Origin of the sequence: Kitasatospora acidiphila, from assembly GCF_006636205.1 — a bacterium.
Lineage (GTDB): Bacteria > Actinomycetota > Actinomycetes > Streptomycetales > Streptomycetaceae > Kitasatospora > Kitasatospora acidiphila.
Genome location: NZ_VIGB01000003.1, coordinates 18,963 through 38,114, shown reverse-complemented (window position 1 = coordinate 38,114; position 19,152 = coordinate 18,963). Strand labels below are relative to the sequence as shown.

The window sequence follows — 19,152 nt, the reverse complement described above, 5'->3', positions numbered from 1 at the left end:
CTGTTTGACCTCTGGGCAGCGGTAGCGGATTCTTGCGCCGTGGACGACATCGATCTGCAGATCTTGCGCGAATTGCAGGCCGACGGGCGACTGAGCAACCAGGAGCTCGCCGACCGGGTGGGCCTGACCGCGTCGCCCTGCATGCGGCGGGTGCGGCAGCTGGAACGCGACGGGGTGATCCAGGGCTACCGTGCCGTGGTCGACCCGGACGCGGTGGGCCGCGGCTTCGAGGTGCTGGTCTCGGTCGAGGTCCGCCGCGAGCGCGCCGCCGTGGAGGCGTTCGAGGCCGCGCTCGAGGACATCCCGGACGTGATCGAGGCCTACCGCCTGTTCGGCAGCCCGGGCTGCCTGCTCCGCATCGCGGTGGCCGACCTGCAGGCCTATGAGCGGCTCTGGATCGAACGGCTCACCGCGCTCGCCGGGGTGACCGAGGTCAACTCGCAGATCATCATGAAGCGGATCAAGGAACCGCGCGGCGTCCCGGTGGGCCGGCCCAGGCCCGCGGGCGGGGGCGGACTGCGCGCCTGACGCAGCCGCGCGCAGTCCTGAGCCGCACCGCGGTCCCGGGGCCGGTGGCCCATGCGCCCGGGACCTCGGGCGGGTCATGGTGAAGAAGTACCACGTGCGCGAACGGCACGCTTCCGGTCCGGGTTCCGGCCGCTCACTCGCACGGTCACTCCCAAAGGCGACCGGCGAACGGGCGCGCTACGACTGGAGTCCGGAAATCCGGTCGCTGCCCGCCGCGGGCGCGCTCACCAGTTGGGAACCCCGCCATGAACGACCGCTCGACCTCGCAAGCCACCGTGGGCGCCACCGTGCACCTGATCCAGCCGGACGGGAGTGCGGGGCCGGCCCTTGCACCGGGCTTCCTCAACGGAGCGAGCACCGTCCTGGTGCCCGACCCGCCGCAGGCGGTCAGCGATCCATGGAGCCGCTACCAGGTCCAGATCGCACCGGACGCCGATCCCGGAGACGCGGTCGAGGCGCTCCGGGTGGCCGGTGTCAGCCTGGCCGCGCTCGACCTGGACACCGGCCGCACCGCAGCGGCCATCCTGGCCCTCGGTTCGCCGTCACGTCAGACCCAGGCCGCCCCCGCCATCACCCTGGGGGCGCTGACCGAGAGCGTACGGAGCCACCCGGCCGACCTGTGGGCCGCATACGCCGAGCTCGGCTACCCGATCACCCGCCCGGCGTCGGAGCCGGCGGCCGAGTCGGCATGGTGGCTCCACCACGCCACCGGCGACGTCGGGAGGTTCTGCGCGCTGATCTGCTGCCCCACCCACAACTGCGGTCCGTGCAGGTGACCGGCGCCGGCCAGCCCGGCAAACGGCCGTGATCGGAGGGCGAGAAGGTGGACGAGGTGCACATGGTCGGCCCCGAGCGAGCCCACCGACGGCCTGGCTGCCGCTGGCTGCAATCCACCCTGCTGCAGGACGCCGCACTCGCGCTGGCGATCACCCTCGCGGAGGTGTTCTTCTTCGGTGTCCCGCTGGTGCCGGGCACCAGCTGGCAGCAACAACTGGAGTTGGTGGCCTTCGCGGTTCCCGAGGTCATCGCCCTGGCCTTCCGGCGCCGCTGGCCGATCCCGGTGTTCGCCGTCGTCCTCGCCGCCGCCATCGGCGCGGACCTGCTGACGGTGCGCACCGACTTCGCCTTCACACCGTATTTCGGCCTGCTGCTCGCCCTCTACACGGTGGCCCGGCAGAGCCACCGGCCCGCTGCTCTCGCCGCCCTGGTGCTGGCATTCGTCCCCGCCGGGCTGGACAGCTGGGACACCTACTCCAAGCAGGCGGCCCCCGGCTACCAGACGCCCGCCCTGATCGCCAACATCGCCTTCTACCTGCCGATCACCGTCGCCGCCTGGGGAGTGGGCCGCTGGACCCGCGCCGCCGCGGCCGCGGCTGAGCACGACCAGCGTGAACTCGCCCGGGCCCGCCAGGCCGTGGCCACCGAACGGGTCCAGATCGCCCGCGAGCTGCACGACATCGTGGCCAACGCGGTGGCCGTCATCGTCATGCAGGCCGAGACGGCCCGCAGCACGGCGCCCGCCGAACCGGCGCGGCTGACCGACACATTGGCCGGCATCGAGGACCTCGGCCGCAGCGCCATGGCGGAACTGCGCCGGATGCTCCGGCTGTTGCGCACCGCCGACGCGCCCGTCGAGGAGGCCGCGGGACGGCGCGGCCTGGGAGACCTGGAACCGCTGCTGGAGGACGCCAGGCGGGCCGGAATCCTGATCGATCTCGATGTGCAGGGCACCCCTGCGCACTTGGACGACAGCGTCGACCTGACCGCCTACCGGTTGGTGCAGGAGGCCGTCACCAACATCATCAAGCACGCGGGCTCCGGCAGCCATGCGGCGGTGCGGATCACTTGGTCCGAGGTGCTGAGCCTGGAGGTGGTCGACGACGGAGCAGGGCGCAGCTCCCAGGTCCGGCGGGAGCTGTCGACCGGCCACGGCCTACTCGGCCTCGCCGAGCGCATCGCGCTGTTCGGCGGGGAGTTGACCGCCTCGCCCTACCGCTCCGGCTTCCGGGTCACCGCCACCCTGCCGCTCGCCCCGGCCCGCACCGCGTCGTAGGCCCCGGCACTCTCCTGCCCGCTACGCCTCCGCGCCGACCAGCTCCGGCTCCTTGATCGGGATGTCGCGCATCCCGCGCAGCGGCGAGAAGTACAGCCACAGGCCGGCCGTGCAGCCGCCGATGACCGCCACCCACAGGCTGGTCCGGATCCCCAGCGTCGAGCCCAGCAGGCCGGCGGCCCCGCGCCCAACGGCAGCGTGCCCCAGGTGATCCAGCGCGAGGCCGCACTGATCCGGCCGAGCATCTCGGGTGGGCAGACGGCCTGGCGGTAGCTCATCAGTGAGATGCCGCTGAGCGTGGAAGCGAAGGTCCAGGAGATCCAGCCGAAGCCGAAGAGCACGACCGACCAGCCGGGCCGGGCCAGCGGGATGAGCACACCCGGCAGCGTCAGCACGGTCATGGCGATCCAGCTGATCCGCGCCGAACCGACCTTGCGCGCCAGGAAGTTGCTGGCCAGACCGCCGATGATCCCGCCGACCGCGCCGAGCGCCAGCAGCAGGCCGACATAGCCGGGCCGCAGCTGCAGGGTGCGGATCAGGAAGACCGGGCCGAGGGTCTCGACCACGATGACGAAGAAGTTGGCGGTGCCGTTGAACGCCACCGAGTTGCGCAGGATCGGATCCCGCAGCAGATAGGAGAGCCCCTCGCGGATCTGGGTCCGCAGCTTCGGCCGCTGCTCGCCGCTGCCGACCGGGGCGGGCTCCGGCGCCCGGATCGCCAGCAGTGCGACCGAGCAGATGGCGAAGGAGATCGCATCGGCGGTCATCGACCCCGCCGCGCCGACCAGAACGACCAGGCCGGCACCCAGGCTGGGGCCGGCGACCTGGGCGAAGGAGCGTGTGGCAGCGAGTTTGCCGTTGCCGTCCAGCAGTTGGTCGCGCTGCAGCAGGGTGGGCAGGTAACTCTGGTAGGACACCGTGAAGAAGACCTCACACAGGCCCGACAGCAGTGCCACCACGAAGAGCTGACCCAGCGTCAGAGCACCTGCCAGCTTGGCCACCGGAATCGAACCGATCAGGACGAACTGGACGGCATTGCACATGATCATCATGGTGCGCTTGCGGCTGCGGTCCACGATCGCCCCGGCGGGCAGCGCGACCAGGAGGTAGGCGCTGGTCTCCACCATGGAGAGCAGGCCGACCTGGAACGTGCTCGCATTGAGGACCACGACGGCGACCAACGGCAGCGCGAGAACCGTGACTTGTGAGCCAAGCTCGCTGACCGACTGGCCGCCCCACAGCAGCATGAACTCGCGGTGACGCCAGATGGCAGGGGATCCCCCGGTAGTGTCGGACACGAACCGATGCTGGCAAGCACGATGCGGTCTGTCCACCGGTTCCCGTCAACGGCTCCGGTTCGCCGGGAAATTCAGGAGGCTTCCGCCGGAAGCCCGCACCCGCACCCGCACCCGTTGGCGCGGGCCGGCTGCGGCTCGGACTGGCTCGGACTGGTCAGGTCGTCGGCCCGACTACCGGGATTCTGCCGGTCGTTGGCCCCAGCAGCTGATCAACGGGGCGGTGGTGACGTCGAGTTCGGTGTCGCGGAGGTTCGCCAGGTGCTGGTCCAGGTCGGCGTCCGAGAGGTCGGGGCCGACCAGTTGGCCGCGCAGTTGGCGGACCGTCGCGGCTTCGAGCTCGCGGCAGGCGCGCGAAGTGATGGGGGAGTAGGCCTCGGCGGCAACGTCGGTGAGGCCGGCGGCGCGGAGCAGCCGGGGCAGGGTGCGGCCGAACGCGAGGTCCACGCCGCGTTCGGCGAGGCGGGCGCGGAACGAACGGCGGACCCGGTTGGCCAGCTCCTCGTTCGGCCCGAATTCGTCGGGGCAGGCCAGGGGTTGCAGGGCGGGGTCGGCGTCTTCGATGACGAGCCAGCCGCCGGGCCGCACGCTGGACGCCAGCTTGCGCAGGACTTCGGCCCGGTCGGGCAGGTGGACCAGCACGAGACGGGCGTGGACGAGGTCGAACTGCTCGTCGGGCAGCGGGTCCTGGGTGATGTCGTGCCGGCGGACCTCGACCGTGCCGGTGGGCAGTGCGGTCAGCCAGTTGATGTCGAGATCGCTGGCCAGGACCCGGCCGGTCGGGCCGACCCGCTGCGCCAGCGCCCGCGCGATCCCCGGCCCGCCCGCGCCGACCTCCCAGCAGTGGTGCCCGGTGGTCACCCCCAGGCGGTCCAGGTGCTGCAGGGTCCATGCGTCGAACAACTCGGCGATGGCGTCGAATCGTTGACCTGCTTCGGGCTGCCGGTTGTCCAGCAGGTAGGCGCGCTCGTCGGCCATACTGTCCCACCTCTCGGGTCGCTTCGCCTGCCAACGGGTGTTGCGGTCGCTGGCGATGATCTTAGGCGATGGGCGCGGGGTGGGTGGGGATGCCCCGGTGGCGCTGCTGCGATGCTGAGCGTCAGGTGGCTGCGGGCGGCATGTGTGCGTGTACTGCGGCCTGTCGGAAAAACGGAACGGGCCGTCACCGGTGGCTTCGGTGGCGGCCCGCTGTGCTTGGGGTGGTCATGCGCTCAGATTGGTCAGGGCGCGGCGCGCACGCTGGGTGGTGCGCTCGGCGCGGCTCTTGAGTCGCAGGGCGCGGATGACGCGGTATTCGGCCGCCTCGCGCAGGCGCTCGTCGATCGTGGCCCGTGCGGCGTCGAGTTGGTAGGTCATGGCAGTCTCCCCCTTTTGGGTATGGGCGGCCTGTCGGCATCGTCGTGGTGCCTCTCCTGCAGGTCGCCCTGTCACTAAAGATTCTACACCCAACTGGGCCGAGCTCCTTGCATTTTTCGCCCCACCCCGGGGAATTGCCTGCTGATCGAAGGGTTTGGCGCCGGTTGGGGGTGTGTTCAAGTTCCGTTGCGGGTGGGTTTGTCGGAGTTGGCTCCGCCGACACGAGGTGGGCAGGGGCTTTGGCACAGCCGGATGCAGCCAGGTGCCGTCGGGCACTGGCGTGCCGTCAGTACCGCGCGCGCCGGCGGCGGTCAGCGGCGCAGCGGCGGGACCAGGCGCAGCACGGTGTTGAGGACCGAGTCGATGCCGTCCTGCGCGGGATCGGCGGTGGCCTGGCTGAGCAGCCGCAGGACCACGCTGATCGCGGTCGGGCTGGTCATGATGCGCCGGCTGACCAGCGGCCGGTAGCCGACCCGGCTGAAGAGCTGCGCGGCAACGGTGTTGCCCAGCCGGTAGTAGCGGCCCCAACGGTGGTCGAGCTCGGCCGAGTACCGGTGGAGCGCCTGCTCACGGCGTGGTCCGGGCGGCCGGGTGAGGGCGAGCGCGATGGTGTCGGCCGCGATCTCGGCGGCTTCCAGGGCCTGGGCGATGCCCTCGCCGTTCCACGGGCTGATCATGCCGGCGCTGTCACCGATCACGAGCAGGCCGTCGCGGTATTCGGGGCGGCGGGTGAGGCCCATCGGCAACGCGGCACTGCGTGACGGGCCGTCGGCGTGCTGCTCGTCGAGGTCCCAGCCGGCCGGCAGCTGATCGACCCACTGGCGCAGGGTGCCCTGCAGGTCGGTGGCGCCGTGCCGGCGGTGCGGCAGCCCGCCGAGGCCGACGTTCACCCGGTTGTCGGCGAGCGGGAAGATCCAGCCGTAGCCGGGCAGGTCGGCTCCGGTCCCGGCGCAGCGCACGTCGGCCCAGAAGTGCAGGTAGTCGTCGGTGAAGGCGCCGGAGCGGTAGTAGCGGCGGATCGCGGTCCCGAGCGGGCGGCCCGGGGCGCGCTGCCAGCCGGTGGCCAGGGCGGTCCGGGCGCTGGCACCGTCGGCGGCGATGACCAGCGGTGCTCGGAACTCGGTGGCGGCGCCGTCGGCGGTGACCGCGGTGACGCCGGTGAGTCGGCCGGCCGCATCGGTCAGTGGGGCGGTGACTTTGGTGCCGGTGTGCAGCCGGGCGCCGGCCGCCTGGGCGTGTCGGGCCAGCAAGTGGTCGAAGTCGTGGCGGGTGCGGGTCAGGCCGAAGTCGGGGAAGCCGCCGTGCGCGGGCCAGTCCACGTCGGCCTGCCGGCCCGCGCAGTGCACCCGCACGCCGCGGCTGCGCCGCCAGCCGGGGTCGTTCAGGTCGATGCCCAGCCGTAACAGCTGGTGCACGCCGCGCGGGGTCAGGCCGTCGCCGCAGACCTTGTCCCGGGGGAAGGTGCTCTTCTCCAGCAGGAGGACGTCGATGCCGGCCCGTGCGAGATGTGCGGCGGCGGCCGAGCCGGCGGGGCCGGCACCGACCACGATGACCTGTGCGTTCATGCGTTCGGCCATCTCGGCTCCTTCGGATCGATGACCCTCGTCCGCCTCGGCAGTGCCCTCCCCGGCCTTTACCCGGGTTGGAGTCGGACGAGTCTCACCCGATCGGGCGCTTGACCGAGCGCCAAGCCGTGGGTTCTGGCTCGGCGCCCGGCCGGTGCCCGACCCCCGACGGCCCGGCCGACGGCGCCGCATCACCCGGTCCGTGTCCGGCTCAGTCGACGATCGGGCGGCTGCGGCCGCGCTTGATCTCGAAGAACCCGTCGGTTTCGGCGAGGAGGAGGACGCCGTCCCACAGCCTGCCGGCCGCCTCGCCTCGGGGACGGGGCTGACCACGGGGCCGAAGAACGCGTTGACGCCTCCGTCCGGGCGCGGGATGTGGATGGCGGGCACACCCAGGTCCTCACCGATCGGGTCGAGGGCCGCGCGGTTGCCGGCCAGCAGGGCCTGGTCGAGATCGGTGCTGTCGGCGGCGTCGGCCAGCTCGACGGGCAGACCGCACTCGGCGAGCGCCGCCAGGCTCAACGCGCGGTCGATCGGGGCCTTGTCCAGGTGGATGCGGTTGCCGAACGCCGTGTAGAGGTCGCGCAGCGCCTCGTTGCCGTGGGCGCGTTCGGCGGCGAGCATCACCCTGGCCGGCCCCCACCGCTCGTCGAGCCACTCGCGGTACCAAGCGTCCACCTCTCGGCCCTCGTTGTGCACGGCGAGGCTGAACACCTGGAACCGGGTGCGCACTTGACGGACCTGCTCCACCTCCAGCAGCCAGCGCGAGGCGATCCACGCCCACGGACACACCGGGTCGAACCACATGTCGACAGTTGTCACGTCCGTACTCCTGATCATCGGTCTTCCGTCTTCCGGAGATAGACCGTATGGGGCCAAGTGGGCCTGGACCGAGCCCCACTTCAGGTCGATTGGATTGGCCCACTCCGCGGACAGGCGTGACGACCGAGTCGTGGGCAGTGGGTCCCCGAGTGGTCAGTGGCAGGCGGGAACTGGGGTGGGTCAGTGGCAGACGGCGACTCGGGTGGCCTCGGCGTCGGCCGGCTCGGGGCGGCGTGCGCTGCGCTCCAGGGCGGCGGACCAGAGGGCGAGAGCGAGGGCGGCGGCGGCGAGGGCGGCGCCGACCCAGTTGGGGGCGGTGTACCCGAGCCCGGCGGAGATGACCATGCCGCCGAGCCAGGCGGAGAGTGCGTTGCCGAGGTTGAACGCGCCGATGTTGACGGCGGAGGCCAGGGTGGGGGCGCCGTGTGCCTGGTCGAGGACGCGCTTCTGCAGCGGGGGGACGGTGGCGAAGCCGAGCGCCCCGACGAGCAGGATGGTCGCGGCGGCGAGGACCTTGCTGTGGGCGGTGAAGGTGAACAGCGCCAGTACGACGGCGAGCCCGCCGAGTGCGCTGTACAGCATGGGCATCAGCTTGCGGTCCGCGAACCTGCCGCCCAGGAGGTTGCCGAGGAACATGCCGATGCCGAACAGCACCAGGAGCCAGGTGACGGCGCCGTCGGAGTAGCCGGCGACGTGGGTCATCATCGGGGCGATGTAGGTGATCGCGGCGAAGACGCCGCCGAAGCCGAGCACGGTCATCGCCATGGCGAGCACGACCTGGGTGTTGCGGAAGGCGGCCAGTTCCCGCCGCAGGTGGGCGCCTTGGGAGCGTGGCAGGGCCGGCACGAGCTTGGCGATGCCGAGCAGGCCGACGATGCCGAGTGCGGCGACGGCGGCGAAGGTGGCGCGCCAGCCGACGGCCTGGCCGATGAAGGTGCCCAGCGGTACGCCGACGATGTTGGCGACGGTGAGGCCGGTGAACATGGTGGCGATGGCACCGGCCTTCTTGTCGGGGGTGACCAGGTCGGCGGCGACGACTGCGCCGATGCCGAAGAAGGCGCCGTGGGCGAGGGAGGCCACGATCCGGCCGGCGAGCATCACGGTGAAGCTCGGCGCGACTGCGGAGAGCAGGTTGCCGACGGTGAACAGGCCCATCAGCAGCATCAGCATCGTCCTGCGGCTGGTCTTGGTGCCGAGCGCGGTCATCAGTGGCGCGCCGACGACGACCCCGAGTGCGTAGCCGGTGACGAGCAGGCCGGCGCTGGGGATGGAGACGCCGTAGTCGCCGGCGATCTGGGGCAGCAGGCCCATGATCACGAACTCGGTGGTGCCGATCCCGAAGGCCCCGATGGCCAGGGCGAGGAGCGCGAGAGGCATGAGGCAATCCTCCATGCGATGCGATTGCTGGTGCGTATTACAGGCTTCGACAATAATTGCAGACGCCGCATATAAGCAAGTGCGGGCATTTCGCCGCACTGGAGACCGCGCCCGCGCCGCCTACAAGATCGGCAACACCGCGACCGCCCTCGGCGTGACCCCGACCGTGTTCGAGCGCCACCTGGCCGAGCTGGCCGACGGCTGGTTCGACGCCACCACCGGTGAGTTGGACCGCGCCGGCACCGCACCCGTGGGAAACCATCCTCGGCACCCGTGCTTAGTGACGTGGGGAAGTAGCTCAAGCTCTTCCGCAGAAGTGAGCCGAGGTTCAGTCGCCGGTACTCTGACATTCGCGTGGGGCCGAGTTGCCTGGAGGGGCACCGTGGGCTTGCGCTCTCTCGTCATCGACGCCTGGAGCTGGCTGAACTACGAGCCGATCGTGACTGATCCGCGTGGTCCCGGGTGGCGAGCCTTCCCTCAGCCGGCCGCGACCTGGGTGCCCGACGAAGACCTGGCCCGCCTCGCCGCCTAAGGCCGGCTGTGCCAGTGAGCGGACGACGAGCTGCTGCCGCTGCGGATGCAGCAGGCCGAGTGGACCGCCGTGTTCACCGGGGACGCGCTGTATGGGCTCGCCTGGTAGCCGCCGAAGGGTCGCCCGACGCTGCGCAGCTCCACGAGATGCGAGCACCCGGGAGCGGGCGGGCCGTCAGCGGAACTCCCGCAGCCGTGGGCGGACACCGAGTACGGTAAGGGTGATGGCGGCCGCCAGGGTGGGGCCGCCGGCGAGGGTGACCCCGAGACCGAGACCGAGATCGGAGTCCGCGACCGCCCGGTCGAGAGCGGTCTGATTGATCGTCAGGACACTGTCCAGGGCGTGGTTGAGCTGGCCGAAGTCGGCGTCGGACTGGCCGGGGGCGGTGCCGGTGTCGAACCGACGTTCATCCGGCGCTCGACGCCGCATGGTCGATCGCCATCGCAGCGGGCCTCCTCGCCGTGATCGCTTGGGCCGGCCTGCGCGGACATCGGCGACGGTGCAAGCCGTAGCGCTCCCTTCCGGTGTGCCGAGTCGGCGCGGATGGGCCTGGCGTGCTGGGCAAGTGACGGCACGAAGCCTTGAGGCGACCCTGACGGCTGCTCGGACGGACTAGGTAAAGGCGGTGGGCGCGGACCCGGTATCCGAGAATCTGGTGTACCGGCTGTTACGTTCGGTCACTGGATGGAGCGCGATGACGGACTTGGTCTTCATCGGTGTCACGGTCCTCGTGTTCGGCGTCCTTGGTCTGATCGCCAAGGGCGTGGAGCGGCTGTGACCGCCGACAACATCCTGGGGCTGATCGTTTCGGCGGTCGTCGTGGTGTACCTGGTCGTCGCGCTCATCCACCCGGAGAGGTTCTGACGTGGACGCCGCACTCGCCGGTTCGCTGCAGGCACTGGCCTTGGCCGGGGCGCTCGCCCTGTCGTACCGCCCGTTGGGGGACTACCTGGCGCGGGTGCTGACCAGCGGCAAGCACCTGCGGGCCGAGCGCGGGGTCTACCGGCTGATCGGGGTGAACGGGGATTTCGACCAGTCCTGGACGGCGTACCTGCGCAGTGTCCTCGCCTTCTCCGCCGTCTCGGTTCTCTTCCTGTACGCCTTCCTGCGCCTGCAGAACCACTTGTGGCTGTCGCTCGGCTTCCCCGCCCTCCGGCCCGCCCTGGCGTGGAACACCGCGGCCTCCTTCGTCACCAACACCAACTGGCAGTCGTACTCGGGTGAGTCGACCATGGGCTACCTGGTGCAGATGGCCGGGCTGGCGGTGCAGAACTTCCTGTCCGCCGCCGTGGGCATCGCCGTCGTGGCGGCGCTGATCCGGGGCTTCAGCCGCGACCGGACGGACCGGGTGGGCAACTTCTGGGTGGACGTCACCCGGCTGACCCTGCGCCTGCTGCTCCCGGTGTCGGTCGTCTTCGCGGTGGTGTTCGTGGCGGCGGGCATGGTCGAGAACCTGCACGCGTTCAGTGGGATCACCACGGTGAGCGGAGGCTCGCAGACGCTCACCGGTGGTCCGGTGGCCTCCCAGGAGGTCATCAAGGAACTGGGCACCAACGGCGGCGGCTTCTACAACGCCAACTCCGCGCACCCGTTCGAGAACCCCAACCCGCTGACCGACTGGCTGGAGATCTACCTGCTGCTGGTGATCTCGTTCTCGCTGCCCCGGACCTTCGGCACCATGGTGGGCGACCGCCGCCAGGGCTACGCCATCGTCGCCGTGATGGCGCTGATCTGGATCGGCTCGGCCGGGCTGCTGACACTCTTCGAGTGGCAGCACCACGGCAGTGCGCTCCAGGCGGCCGGGGCCGCGATGGAGGGCAAGGAGGTGCGCTTCGGCATCCCCGGCTCCACCCTGTTCGGGAGCTCGACCACGCTCACCTCGACCGGTGCTGCCAACTCCGCGCACGAATCGTACACGGCGCTGGGCGGGGGAGTGCTGCTGGTCGACATGATGCTCGGTGAGATCGCCCCCGGCGGCACCGGATCCGGCCTGTACGGCATGCTGATCCTGGCCATCGTGACGGTGTTCGTGGCCGGCCTGATGGTCGGCCGCACCCCCGAGTACCTGGGCAAGAAGCTGGGCGGCCGGGAGATGAAGTTCGCCTCCCTCTACGTCCTGACCACCCCGGCGGTCGTGCTCATCGGCACCGGCACGGCGATGACCTTCCCGGCGGAACGGGCCGCCATGCTCAACAACGGTGCGCACGGTTTCTCCGAGGTCCTCTACGCCTTCACGTCGTCAGCCAACAACAACGGCTCCGCCTTCGCCGGGTTGACCGCCACCAGCACCTGGTGGTTGACGGCGCTGGGTCTGGCCATGCTGTTCGGCCGGCTGCTGCCGATGATCTTCGTGCTGGCGCTGGCCGGGTCACTCGCACGGCAGGGCCCGGTCCCGGTGACCGCCGGTACGCTACCGACCCATCGTCCGCTGTTCGTGGGAATGCTCTTGGGCGTGGTGCTGATCGTGGTCGGGCTCACCTACTTCCCGGCCCTGGCGCTGGGGCCGCTGGCGGAGGGGCTGAGCTGATGGCCGACCCCGTCGTGCTCGAGCCGACCGAGCCGCACCGGGTCTCCCGCGGGCTGCTGAACCCGCGTCAGCTGGTCGTCTCCTTCCCCGACGCGGTGCGCAAGCTCGACCCGCGGGTGATGGTCCACCACCCGGTCATGTTCGTGGTGGAGATCGGCTCGCTGCTCACCACGTACTCGGCCATCCGGCACTCCAGCGTGTTCGCCTGGCTGATCACCGTGTGGCTCTGGCTGACGGTGGTCTTCGCCAACCTGGCCGAGGCGGTGGCGGAGGGGCGCGGCAAGGCCCAGGCCGACACGCTGCGCCGGACCAGGACCGAGGCCGTCGCCCGGCGGATCACCGGGCCGTGGCGTCCCGGTGCCACGGAGGTGGCCGAGGAAGCGGTACCGGCCGCCGAGCTCAGGCTCGGGGACCATGTGATCGTCGAGGCCGGGCAGGGCATCCCGGGCGACGGCGACGTGGTCGAGGGCGCCGCCTCGGTCGACGAGTCGGCGATCACCGGTGAGTCCGCGCCCGTCATCCGGGAGTCCGGCGGCGACCGCTCCGCCGTGACCGGCGGCACCAGGGTGCTCTCCGACCGGATCGTCGTGAAGATCACCTCCAAGCCGGGGGAGACCTTCATCGACCGGATGATCGCCCTGGTCGAGGGCGCGGCCCGGCAGAAGACGCCCAACGAGATCGCGCTCAACATCCTGCTCGCCTCCCTGACCATCGTCTTCCTGCTGGCCGTGGTCACCCTCCAGCCGATGGCCTCGTTCGCGGGTGCCGAGCAGACCATCGTGGTCCTGGTCGCCCTGCTGGTGGCGCTGATCCCGACCACCATCGGCGCGCTGCTCTCCGCGATCGGCATCGCCGGCATGGACCGCCTGGTGCAGCGCAATGTGCTGGCCATGTCCGGCCGCGCGGTCGAGGCGGCCGGCGACGTCTCCACCCTGCTGCTGGACAAGACCGGCACCATCACCTTCGGCAACCGGCAGGCCGCCGAGTTCACCCCGGTCGGAGGGGTCGAGGTGGAGCAACTCGCCGACGCGGCACAGCTGTCCAGCCTCGCCGACGAGACTCCCGAGGGCCGGTCGATCGTCGTGCTGGCCAAGGAGCGCTACGGTTTGCGCGGTCGGACCGAGGCCGAGATCGGGCACGCCGAGTGGATCGAGTTCTCCGCCCAGACCCGGATGAGCGGCGCCGACTTGAGCGAGGACAGCGGTGTCCGACGGATCCGCAAGGGCGCGGCCAGCGCGGTCGCCGGCTGGGTGCGGGACAACGGCGGCCTGCCGGGCCCGGAGATCGGGCCGCTGGTCGACGGCATCTCCGCCGCGGGCGGCACGCCCCTCGTGGTGGCCGTCCGGCACGGAGGTGAGCCGGCCCGCGTCATGGGCGTCATCCACCTCAAGGACGTGGTCAAGCACGGCATCCGGGAGCGGTTCGAGGACCTGCGGAAGATGGGCATCAGGACCGTCATGATCACCGGCGACAACCCCCTGACCGCCCGGGCCATCGCGGGAGAGGCCGGCGTCGACGACTTCCTCGCCGAGGCCACGCCCGAGGACAAGATGGCCCTGATCCGGCAGGAACAGGGCGGCGGCAAGCTGGTCGCGATGACCGGCGACGGCACCAACGACGCCCCCGCACTCGCCCAGGCCGACGTCGGCGTCGCCATGAACACCGGAACCACCGCGGCCAAGGAGGCCGGCAACATGGTGGACCTGGACTCCAACCCCACCAAGCTGATCGAGATCGTGGAGATCGGCAAGCAACTGCTCATCACCCGCGGCGCGTTGACCACCTTCTCGATCGCCAACGACGTCGCCAAGTACTTCGCGATCATCCCCGCGATGTTCGCCGGCGTGTACCCCGGTCTGAAGCACCTCAACATCATGGGCCTGCACAGCCCGACCTCGGCGATCACCTCGGCGATCATCTTCAACGCGCTGATCATCATCGGGCTCATCCCACTGGCGCTGCGCGGCGTGCGCTACACGCCGTCCTCGGCCTCCGCGCTGCTCGCCCGCAACCTGTGCATGTACGGCGTGGGCGGGCTGGCCTCGCCGTTCGTCGGCATCAAACTCATCGACCTGGTCGTGCAGTTCATCCCCGGACTGCACTGACGGCAAGGAAGCCACGCCCATGCCACGATCCCTGACGGCCCTGGTCCGGCTGCACCTGACCGGACTGCGCCTGCTGCTGGTGTTCACCGTGGTGTGCGGCCTGGCCTACCCGCTGCTGATCACCGGGTTCTCCCAGCTCGCCCTCTCCCAGCAGGCCGACGGCTCGCAGCTGAGGCAGGACGGGCGGGTCGTCGGCTCCAGCCTGCTCGGGCAGGCCTTCAACCTCCCGAACCAGGCTGGGCCGGACCCGAAGTGGTTCCAGCCGCGCCCGTCGGCGGCCGGCACCAACGGCTACGACCCGACCGCCTCGGGGGCGTCCAACCTCGGACCCAACGACAACGGCCTGACCGGGGCGATCAGGAACCGCCGGACGGCGATCGCCGCCTTCGACGGCGTGCCCGGCAACCAGCTCCCACCCGACGCGGTCACGGCCAGCGGCTCCGGCCTCGACCCGCAGATCTCCCCGGCCTACGCTTATGAGCAGGTCAACCGGGTGGCGAGGGTGCGCCGACTGGACCCGAACACGGTTCGACAACTGGTCCGGGACCATGTGCAGGGTCGCATCCTGGGGTTCCTCGGCGAGCCACGGGTGAACGTCGTCACCCTGAACCTCGCTCTCGCCAGGCTCGGTTGACCAGAGCCTGCCGGGAGGAGGCGTTCGATGACCGCGCAGTCCGGCTCGCATTCCCCGCCCGGGATCCGTCCGGGCCGCGGCCGGTACAAGATCTACCTCGGCGCCGCACCCGGGGTGGGCAAGACCTACCGGATGCTGGACGAGGGCGTGCGCCGCATGTCCCGTGGCACCGACGTGGTGGCCGGCTTCGTGGAATGCCACGGCCGGCAGCGCACCGAGGCCATGTGGACGGGCTGGAAGTCGTCCCACCGACCCGCCACGCCTACCGCGGAACCGAGTTCACCGAATTCGACGTCGAAGCGACCCTCGCCCGCAGGCCGCAGCTGGCCCTGGTCGACGAGCTCGCCCACACCAACATCCCCGGCGGGCGGAACACCAAGCTCTACGGCTCCGCGTACACCGTCCGGATGGTCGGCCGCGCCTCCCTCGCCCCGGCCGCCGCCGTCGACGTGGTCGGCCGGCACTGCGAGGCAGGCGACGCGAGCAGGGGTCCGCCGGCGTCGCCGAGTTGGGCCGCGCCCATGGCCCCGCCAGGCCACGCGGTCGGCGCCGGGCGGGGCGCGGCTGACCCGGGGTCAGTCATGCCCGAACCGGACGTGCGAGCATGACCGGATGACTGCACGTTCCCACGAGCTGCACCGGGTGACGACACCGGTTCTGGAGATCGCCTACCACCGGACCGGCGAGCGCCGCCGGAAGGCCGACGCCCCGGTGATCCTTCTGCACGGCTTTCCCTACGACGCCCGGGCCTACGACGAGGTGGCGCGGCTGCTCGCTGAGGCCGGCCGGCAGGTGCTGACGCCGTACCTGCGCGGCTACGGGCCGACCGGGTTCCTGGCCGAGGACACTCCGCGCAGCGGCCAGCAGGCCGCGCTCGCACAGGACTTGGTCGAGTTCATGGATGCGCTGGGGATCCGGCGCGCTGTGGTCGCCGGCTACGACTGGGGCGGGCGCGCGGCCTGCGCGGCGGCGGCGCTGTGGCCGGAGCGGATCCACGGCCTGGTCACGGCGGGCGGCTACACCGTCCAGGACATCGCCCGCGCGATGGAGCCCGCCGCACCGGAGGCGGAGCACAGGTATTGGTACCAGTACTACTTCCACTCGGAGCGCGGTCGGCGGGGTCTCGAGCAGAACCGTGAGGAGCTGTGCAAGCTGCTCTGGCGCCTGTGGTCGCCGACCTGGGCGGAGGCGGAGCAGGCCTTCGCCGCCTCCGCGCCCAGCCTGCACAACCCGGACTTCGTGGATGTGGCGATCCACTCCTACCGGCACCGCTACGGCTTGGCGGCGGGCGAGCCGTGTTACCAGGTTTTGGAGGACCGGTTGGCGGAGCTGCCGCCGGTGACCGTTCCCACCGTGGTGCTGGTGGGCGAGGAGAACGGCGTGATCCCGCCCGCCGACCAGACCGGCACCGAGCGCTTCACCGGCCCGTGCGAGGTGCGCACCCTGCCCGGGGTGGGCCACAACGTGCCGCAGGAGGCCCCGGCGGCGTTCGCGGACGCGATCCTGAGCCTGCCCGGCTGAACGGCGCTCGGCCGGTCGCCCCGGGGAGCCTGCGGGGCACGGGCATCCGTCCCGGAGCGACCGGTGGAGTGGGGCGGCCGGCGCTGGAACGGCTGCGAGGTGGTGCACGACACGGTGATCAGCGCCCCTGTGGAGGCCGTGACGGTTGCTACTCTGTGTCGCTGCGAAGAAACCGTGAGCAACTGCGAGCACCTGTGAGAGACGCATGAGGATCGCATGTATCGGTGGTGGCCCCGCCAGCCTCTACTTCTCGATGTTGATCAAGCGTCAGGATCCGGCCCACGAGGTCACCGTCGTGGAGCGGAACCCGGCCGGCTCCACCTATGGCTGGGGGTGACCTATTGGGGCAGCCTCCTGGACCGCTTCGAGCGCGACGATCCCGCCACCGCGCAGGCCGTGAGTGCGAGTTCGGTCCGCTGGAGCGACGGTGTGGCGCACGTCCGCGGCGAGCGCGTGGTGCACCACGGCGACGAGGGGTTCAGCATCGGCCGCCACCGCCTGCTCGACATCCTGACCCAACGGGCCGAGGACCTCGGCGTGCGGGTGCGGTTCGAGCAGGAGGTCGAGGCTGTCTCCCAACTGCCCGACGCTGACCTGATCGTGGCCGGGGACGGTGTCAACAGCCGACTGCGTGAGCACCATTCGGCTGAGTTCGGCACCGATGTCTCCGTCGGGCGCAACAAGTACATCTGGCTTGGCACCCGCAAAGTCTTCGACTCCTTCACCTTCGCGTTCGTCGAGACCGGGCACGGCTGGATCTGGTTCTACGCCTATGGTTTCAGCAGCGACCTCAGCACCTGCATCGTCGAGTGCTCGCCTGAGACCTGGACGGGTCTGGGCTTGGACGTCCTCGGGCAGGAGGACGGCCTCGCGCTCCTGGCGGAGCTCTTCGCGGAGCCGCTCGACGGCAACCCGCTGATCGGCCGCACCGGTGACGGCGGCCCCGCCCAGTGGCTGAACTTCCGTACCCTGACCAACCGGAGCTGGTACCACGGCAACATCGTCCTGATCGGCGACGCCGCCCACACCACCCACTACTCGATCGGTGCCGGCACCAAGTTGGCCCTGGAGGACGCCGTAGGCCTGGCCGGCGCGCTCGCCCGCCACGACGATCTCCAGTCGGCGCTCGAAGTCTACGAGCGCGAACGGAAGTTCGCCGTACTGCCGTTCCAGAGCGCCGCCCGGTACAGCTCCCAGTGGTTCGAGATCATCCCGCGCTACATGCAGCTCCAACCCGAGCGGTTGTTCTCCCTGCTGGGACAGCGGCACTCCCCGCTGCTGCCCCATCTGCCGCCGCAGGCCTACTACCGGATCAACCAGGCCGTGGAGCAGTTGACGGCGCTTCGGCAGCTGCGGGGCTGGCTCGGCCCCCGCGTCGCCCGCGCCATGCACGCCCGTTCGCGGTCGTACCGTTGAACCAGCCGGAGCCGTCCGCGGAGGGCGGCTCCTCCAGCTGCGTCCCGTCGTGGAGGCGCACCCCCGTGTCCCGTCAGAGCGGTGGTGCGGCCGGCGCCGGACCGAGCGTGGTGGTTCCGGGGGCGGCCTGGTGGCCGAGGCCGCTGCGGTAGACGTCCAGGGCCTCCTCCGGCCGGCCGGTGCGGCGCAGCAGATCGCCCAGCAGCCGGCACAGGTCGGCCAGGTCGGCGGTGGCCCCGGCCTGCTGCAGCAGCTCCAGTGCGGTGCGGTAGTGCTGCTCGGCTTCGGCGTGCGCGCCGCGCTCCTCGGCGATGAGCCCCAGCAGCCGGTGGGCGGCGCCCGCGTGCACCGCGCCGCGCTGGGGGTGCAGTGAGCCCAGCAGGTCCGCCAGCAGGGCCGCCGCCTGCGTGCTGCGACCCGAGCGGCGCAGCACGTCGGCCAGCTCGACGTCGATCTGCTGAGTGTAGAGCGCGGCCTGACGGTCCGCCAGAATCCGTCGGGCGGTGCGCAGTTCACGCTCGGCGGCGGGCAGGTCGCCGTTCTGGGCGCGCAGGTAGCCGCGCATCCAGTGGCAGTGCGCGAGTTCGGTGCGGATCCGCAGCTGCTGGTAGAGCTCCTGGGCCCGGGCCAGGGAGGCATCGGCCTCGGCGGCCCTGCCGCCGGCCAGCAGGGTGCGGGCCACCGAGCGGTGCAGCCGGGCCACCGCGGCGGGATCGTCCACCTGCGGGGCCAGCGCCAGGGCGAGCTCGGCCGCCTGCGCGGCGCGCTGGTGCGCGCCCAGGTCCAGGTAGGGGGCGATCACCGCGGAGTAGAGCAGCAGCAGGGCCTGCGGGTCCGGCAGGCCGTCGGCGTTGAGCTGGTCGATCGCGCTCTCCAGCAGGTAGCAGGAGTACCGCAGGTCGCCGGCCAGCAGATGGGCCACCGCGCGCCCGCGCAGCGCCGGGACCCGCAGGGGCAGCGGGGCTTGGCGCAGCAGTTCCTCGGCGGCGCGGAAGTGCCCGATGGCCTGGTCGAGTTCGCCGGCCTCCAGGGCGCAGTCGCCCAGCCCGACCAGCGCGTCGGCCTGCTCGTCCGCCAGCCCGTGGCGCTGCGCCTCGGCGGCCAGCTCGGTGAACTGCGCGGTGGCATCCGCCGCTTCGCCGGTGTGGAGCGTCTGGCGGGCGTCGGTCAGGCGCAGCCGCAGGCCGGTGGCCAGGTGGGGCGGGCGCCCGGTCTCGAGCTGCTCCGCGCTGACCCCGAGTCGCTCGGCGAGGTAGCGCAGCGCGGTCTCGGAGGGACGGGCCTTGCCGGATTCCAGCGTCGAGACGTACGCCGCCGTGTACGCGGGCTCGGCCAGGGCGCGCTGGGTGAGCCCGCGTTCGGCCCGCAGCCGCTGGATCCGCCGGCCGATCCGCAGCCGGTCGTCCTGGTCGCCCGTCATG

General features: G+C 71.3%; 17 protein-coding genes and 3 pseudogenes. 12 read left to right on the top strand and 8 right to left on the bottom strand.

Annotated elements, in window-relative coordinates; genetic code table 11:
• Positions 1-39: 39 nt before the first annotated feature.
• The 3 genes from E6W39_RS01395 (at position 40) to E6W39_RS01385 (ending at position 2,581) form a co-directional block, all read left to right on the top strand.
• A complete protein-coding gene (locus E6W39_RS01395) occupies positions 40-528 on the top strand; it encodes an Lrp/AsnC family transcriptional regulator (RefSeq protein ID WP_141631872.1) in 489 nt (162 codons plus the stop codon).
• A gap of 245 nt (positions 529-773) precedes the next feature.
• Positions 774-1,304 carry a hypothetical protein gene (locus E6W39_RS01390; RefSeq protein ID WP_141631871.1) on the top strand — a complete coding sequence of 177 codons (531 nt, stop codon included), beginning with the start codon at positions 774-776 and terminating at the stop codon, positions 1,302-1,304.
• Positions 1,305-1,351: 47 nt separating this feature from the next.
• Complete coding sequence (locus tag E6W39_RS01385; protein WP_141631870.1) at positions 1,352-2,581, top strand: sensor histidine kinase; 1,230 nt, start codon at positions 1,352-1,354, stop codon at positions 2,579-2,581.
• On the opposite strand, the gene E6W39_RS01380 is transcribed toward E6W39_RS01385, so the two are convergent.
• The 6 genes and pseudogenes from E6W39_RS01380 to E6W39_RS01360 all read right to left on the bottom strand — a co-directional run bounded on the left by E6W39_RS01380 (position 2,518) and on the right by E6W39_RS01360 (position 8,996).
• A complete protein-coding gene (locus E6W39_RS01380) occupies positions 2,518-3,879 on the bottom strand; it encodes an MFS transporter (protein WP_228717896.1) in 1,362 nt (453 codons plus the stop codon). The two genes, E6W39_RS01385 and E6W39_RS01380, sit on opposite strands and share 64 nt — an antisense overlap.
• 171 nt (positions 3,880-4,050) lie before the next feature.
• Positions 4,051-4,854, bottom strand: a complete 804-nt coding sequence (locus tag E6W39_RS01375; RefSeq protein ID WP_141631869.1) for a methyltransferase domain-containing protein — start codon at positions 4,852-4,854, stop codon at positions 4,051-4,053.
• A gap of 225 nt (positions 4,855-5,079) precedes the next feature.
• Positions 5,080-5,232 carry a hypothetical protein gene (locus E6W39_RS38970; protein WP_180356837.1) on the bottom strand — a complete coding sequence of 51 codons (153 nt, stop codon included), beginning with the start codon at positions 5,230-5,232 and terminating at the stop codon, positions 5,080-5,082.
• A 311-nt stretch (positions 5,233-5,543) separates the two neighbouring features.
• Entirely contained in the window at positions 5,544-6,809 is a 1,266-nt protein-coding gene (locus E6W39_RS01370) for a geranylgeranyl reductase family protein (protein ID WP_141631868.1), read from the bottom strand.
• A gap of 357 nt (positions 6,810-7,166) precedes the next feature.
• Positions 7,167-7,604: pseudogene (locus E6W39_RS43920) on the bottom strand (mycothiol-dependent nitroreductase Rv2466c family protein); the annotation flags it as partial.
• 195 nt (positions 7,605-7,799) lie between these two features.
• Complete coding sequence (locus E6W39_RS01360; protein ID WP_141631867.1) at positions 7,800-8,996, bottom strand: MFS transporter; 1,197 nt, start codon at positions 8,994-8,996, stop codon at positions 7,800-7,802.
• Between E6W39_RS01360 and E6W39_RS01355 the strand changes: the two genes are divergently transcribed.
• A complete protein-coding gene (locus E6W39_RS01355; RefSeq protein ID WP_141631866.1) occupies positions 8,995-9,528 on the top strand; it encodes a hypothetical protein in 534 nt (177 codons plus the stop codon). The two genes, E6W39_RS01360 and E6W39_RS01355, sit on opposite strands and share 2 nt — an antisense overlap.
• A gap of 174 nt (positions 9,529-9,702) precedes the next feature.
• On the opposite strand, the gene E6W39_RS01350 is transcribed toward E6W39_RS01355, so the two are convergent.
• On the bottom strand, positions 9,703-9,957 hold the full coding sequence (locus E6W39_RS01350) for a hypothetical protein (RefSeq protein ID WP_141631865.1): 255 nt from the start codon (positions 9,955-9,957) through the stop codon (positions 9,703-9,705).
• Between the two features lie 196 nt (positions 9,958-10,153).
• Here E6W39_RS01350 and E6W39_RS38965 point away from each other — a divergent pair, with 196 nt between their 5' ends.
• The 8 genes and pseudogenes from E6W39_RS38965 to E6W39_RS01315 all read left to right on the top strand — a co-directional run bounded on the left by E6W39_RS38965 (position 10,154) and on the right by E6W39_RS01315 (position 17,731).
• On the top strand, positions 10,154-10,306 hold the full coding sequence (locus tag E6W39_RS38965) for a hypothetical protein (RefSeq protein WP_181799032.1): 153 nt from the start codon (positions 10,154-10,156) through the stop codon (positions 10,304-10,306).
• A complete protein-coding gene (gene kdpF / locus E6W39_RS01345) occupies positions 10,303-10,392 on the top strand; it encodes a K(+)-transporting ATPase subunit F (protein ID WP_141631864.1) in 90 nt (29 codons plus the stop codon). Before E6W39_RS38965 ends, kdpF begins: the two co-directional genes overlap by 4 nt.
• Before the next feature lies 1 nt (position 10,393).
• Positions 10,394-12,055, top strand: coding sequence for a potassium-transporting ATPase subunit KdpA (kdpA, locus tag E6W39_RS01340; protein ID WP_141631863.1), 1,662 nt, complete (start codon positions 10,394-10,396; stop codon positions 12,053-12,055).
• Complete coding sequence (gene kdpB, locus E6W39_RS01335; protein ID WP_141631862.1) at positions 12,055-14,160, top strand: potassium-transporting ATPase subunit KdpB; 2,106 nt, start codon at positions 12,055-12,057, stop codon at positions 14,158-14,160. Before kdpA ends, kdpB begins: the two co-directional genes overlap by 1 nt.
• Positions 14,161-14,179: 19 nt before the next feature.
• A complete protein-coding gene (gene kdpC / locus E6W39_RS01330; protein WP_141631861.1) occupies positions 14,180-14,794 on the top strand; it encodes a potassium-transporting ATPase subunit KdpC in 615 nt (204 codons plus the stop codon).
• 27 nt (positions 14,795-14,821) lie between these two features.
• Positions 14,822-15,174, top strand: a pseudogene (locus E6W39_RS40805) (histidine kinase); the annotation flags it as partial.
• A 232-nt stretch (positions 15,175-15,406) separates the two neighbouring features.
• A complete protein-coding gene (locus tag E6W39_RS01320) occupies positions 15,407-16,315 on the top strand; it encodes an alpha/beta fold hydrolase (protein WP_141631860.1) in 909 nt (302 codons plus the stop codon).
• 205 nt (positions 16,316-16,520) lie between these two features.
• Positions 16,521-17,731 (top strand): annotated as a pseudogene (locus tag E6W39_RS01315) (FAD-dependent monooxygenase).
• A 73-nt stretch (positions 17,732-17,804) separates the two neighbouring features.
• Here the strand turns inward: E6W39_RS01315 and E6W39_RS01310 are convergent.
• Entirely contained in the window at positions 17,805-19,151 is a 1,347-nt protein-coding gene (locus tag E6W39_RS01310; protein WP_141631859.1) for a helix-turn-helix domain-containing protein, read from the bottom strand.
• Position 19,152: the final 1 nt, after the last annotated feature.

Excerpts from the sequence above, each read along its gene's own strand:
- E6W39_RS01390 (WP_141631871.1), top strand. The coding sequence starts at position 774 with ATGAACGACCGCTCGACCTCGCAAGCCACCGTGGGCGCCACCGTGCAC.
- E6W39_RS01360 (WP_141631867.1), bottom strand. The coding sequence starts at position 8,996 with ATGCCTCTCGCGCTCCTCGCCCTGGCCATCGGGGCCTTCGGGATCGGC.
- E6W39_RS01310 (WP_141631859.1), bottom strand. The coding sequence starts at position 19,151 with ATGACGGGCGACCAGGACGACCGGCTGCGGATCGGCCGGCGGATCCAG.
- E6W39_RS01370 (WP_141631868.1), bottom strand. The coding sequence starts at position 6,809 with ATGGCCGAACGCATGAACGCACAGGTCATCGTGGTCGGTGCCGGCCCC.
- kdpC (WP_141631861.1), top strand. The coding sequence starts at position 14,180 with ATGCCACGATCCCTGACGGCCCTGGTCCGGCTGCACCTGACCGGACTG.
- kdpB (WP_141631862.1), top strand. The coding sequence starts at position 12,055 with ATGGCCGACCCCGTCGTGCTCGAGCCGACCGAGCCGCACCGGGTCTCC.
- E6W39_RS01350 (WP_141631865.1), bottom strand. The coding sequence starts at position 9,957 with ATGCGGCGTCGAGCGCCGGATGAACGTCGGTTCGACACCGGCACCGCC.
- E6W39_RS01320 (WP_141631860.1), top strand. The coding sequence starts at position 15,407 with ATGACTGCACGTTCCCACGAGCTGCACCGGGTGACGACACCGGTTCTG.
- E6W39_RS01375 (WP_141631869.1), bottom strand. The coding sequence starts at position 4,854 with ATGGCCGACGAGCGCGCCTACCTGCTGGACAACCGGCAGCCCGAAGCA.
- E6W39_RS38970 (WP_180356837.1), bottom strand. The coding sequence starts at position 5,232 with ATGACCTACCAACTCGACGCCGCACGGGCCACGATCGACGAGCGCCTG.
- E6W39_RS01355 (WP_141631866.1), top strand. The coding sequence starts at position 8,995 with ATGAGGCAATCCTCCATGCGATGCGATTGCTGGTGCGTATTACAGGCT.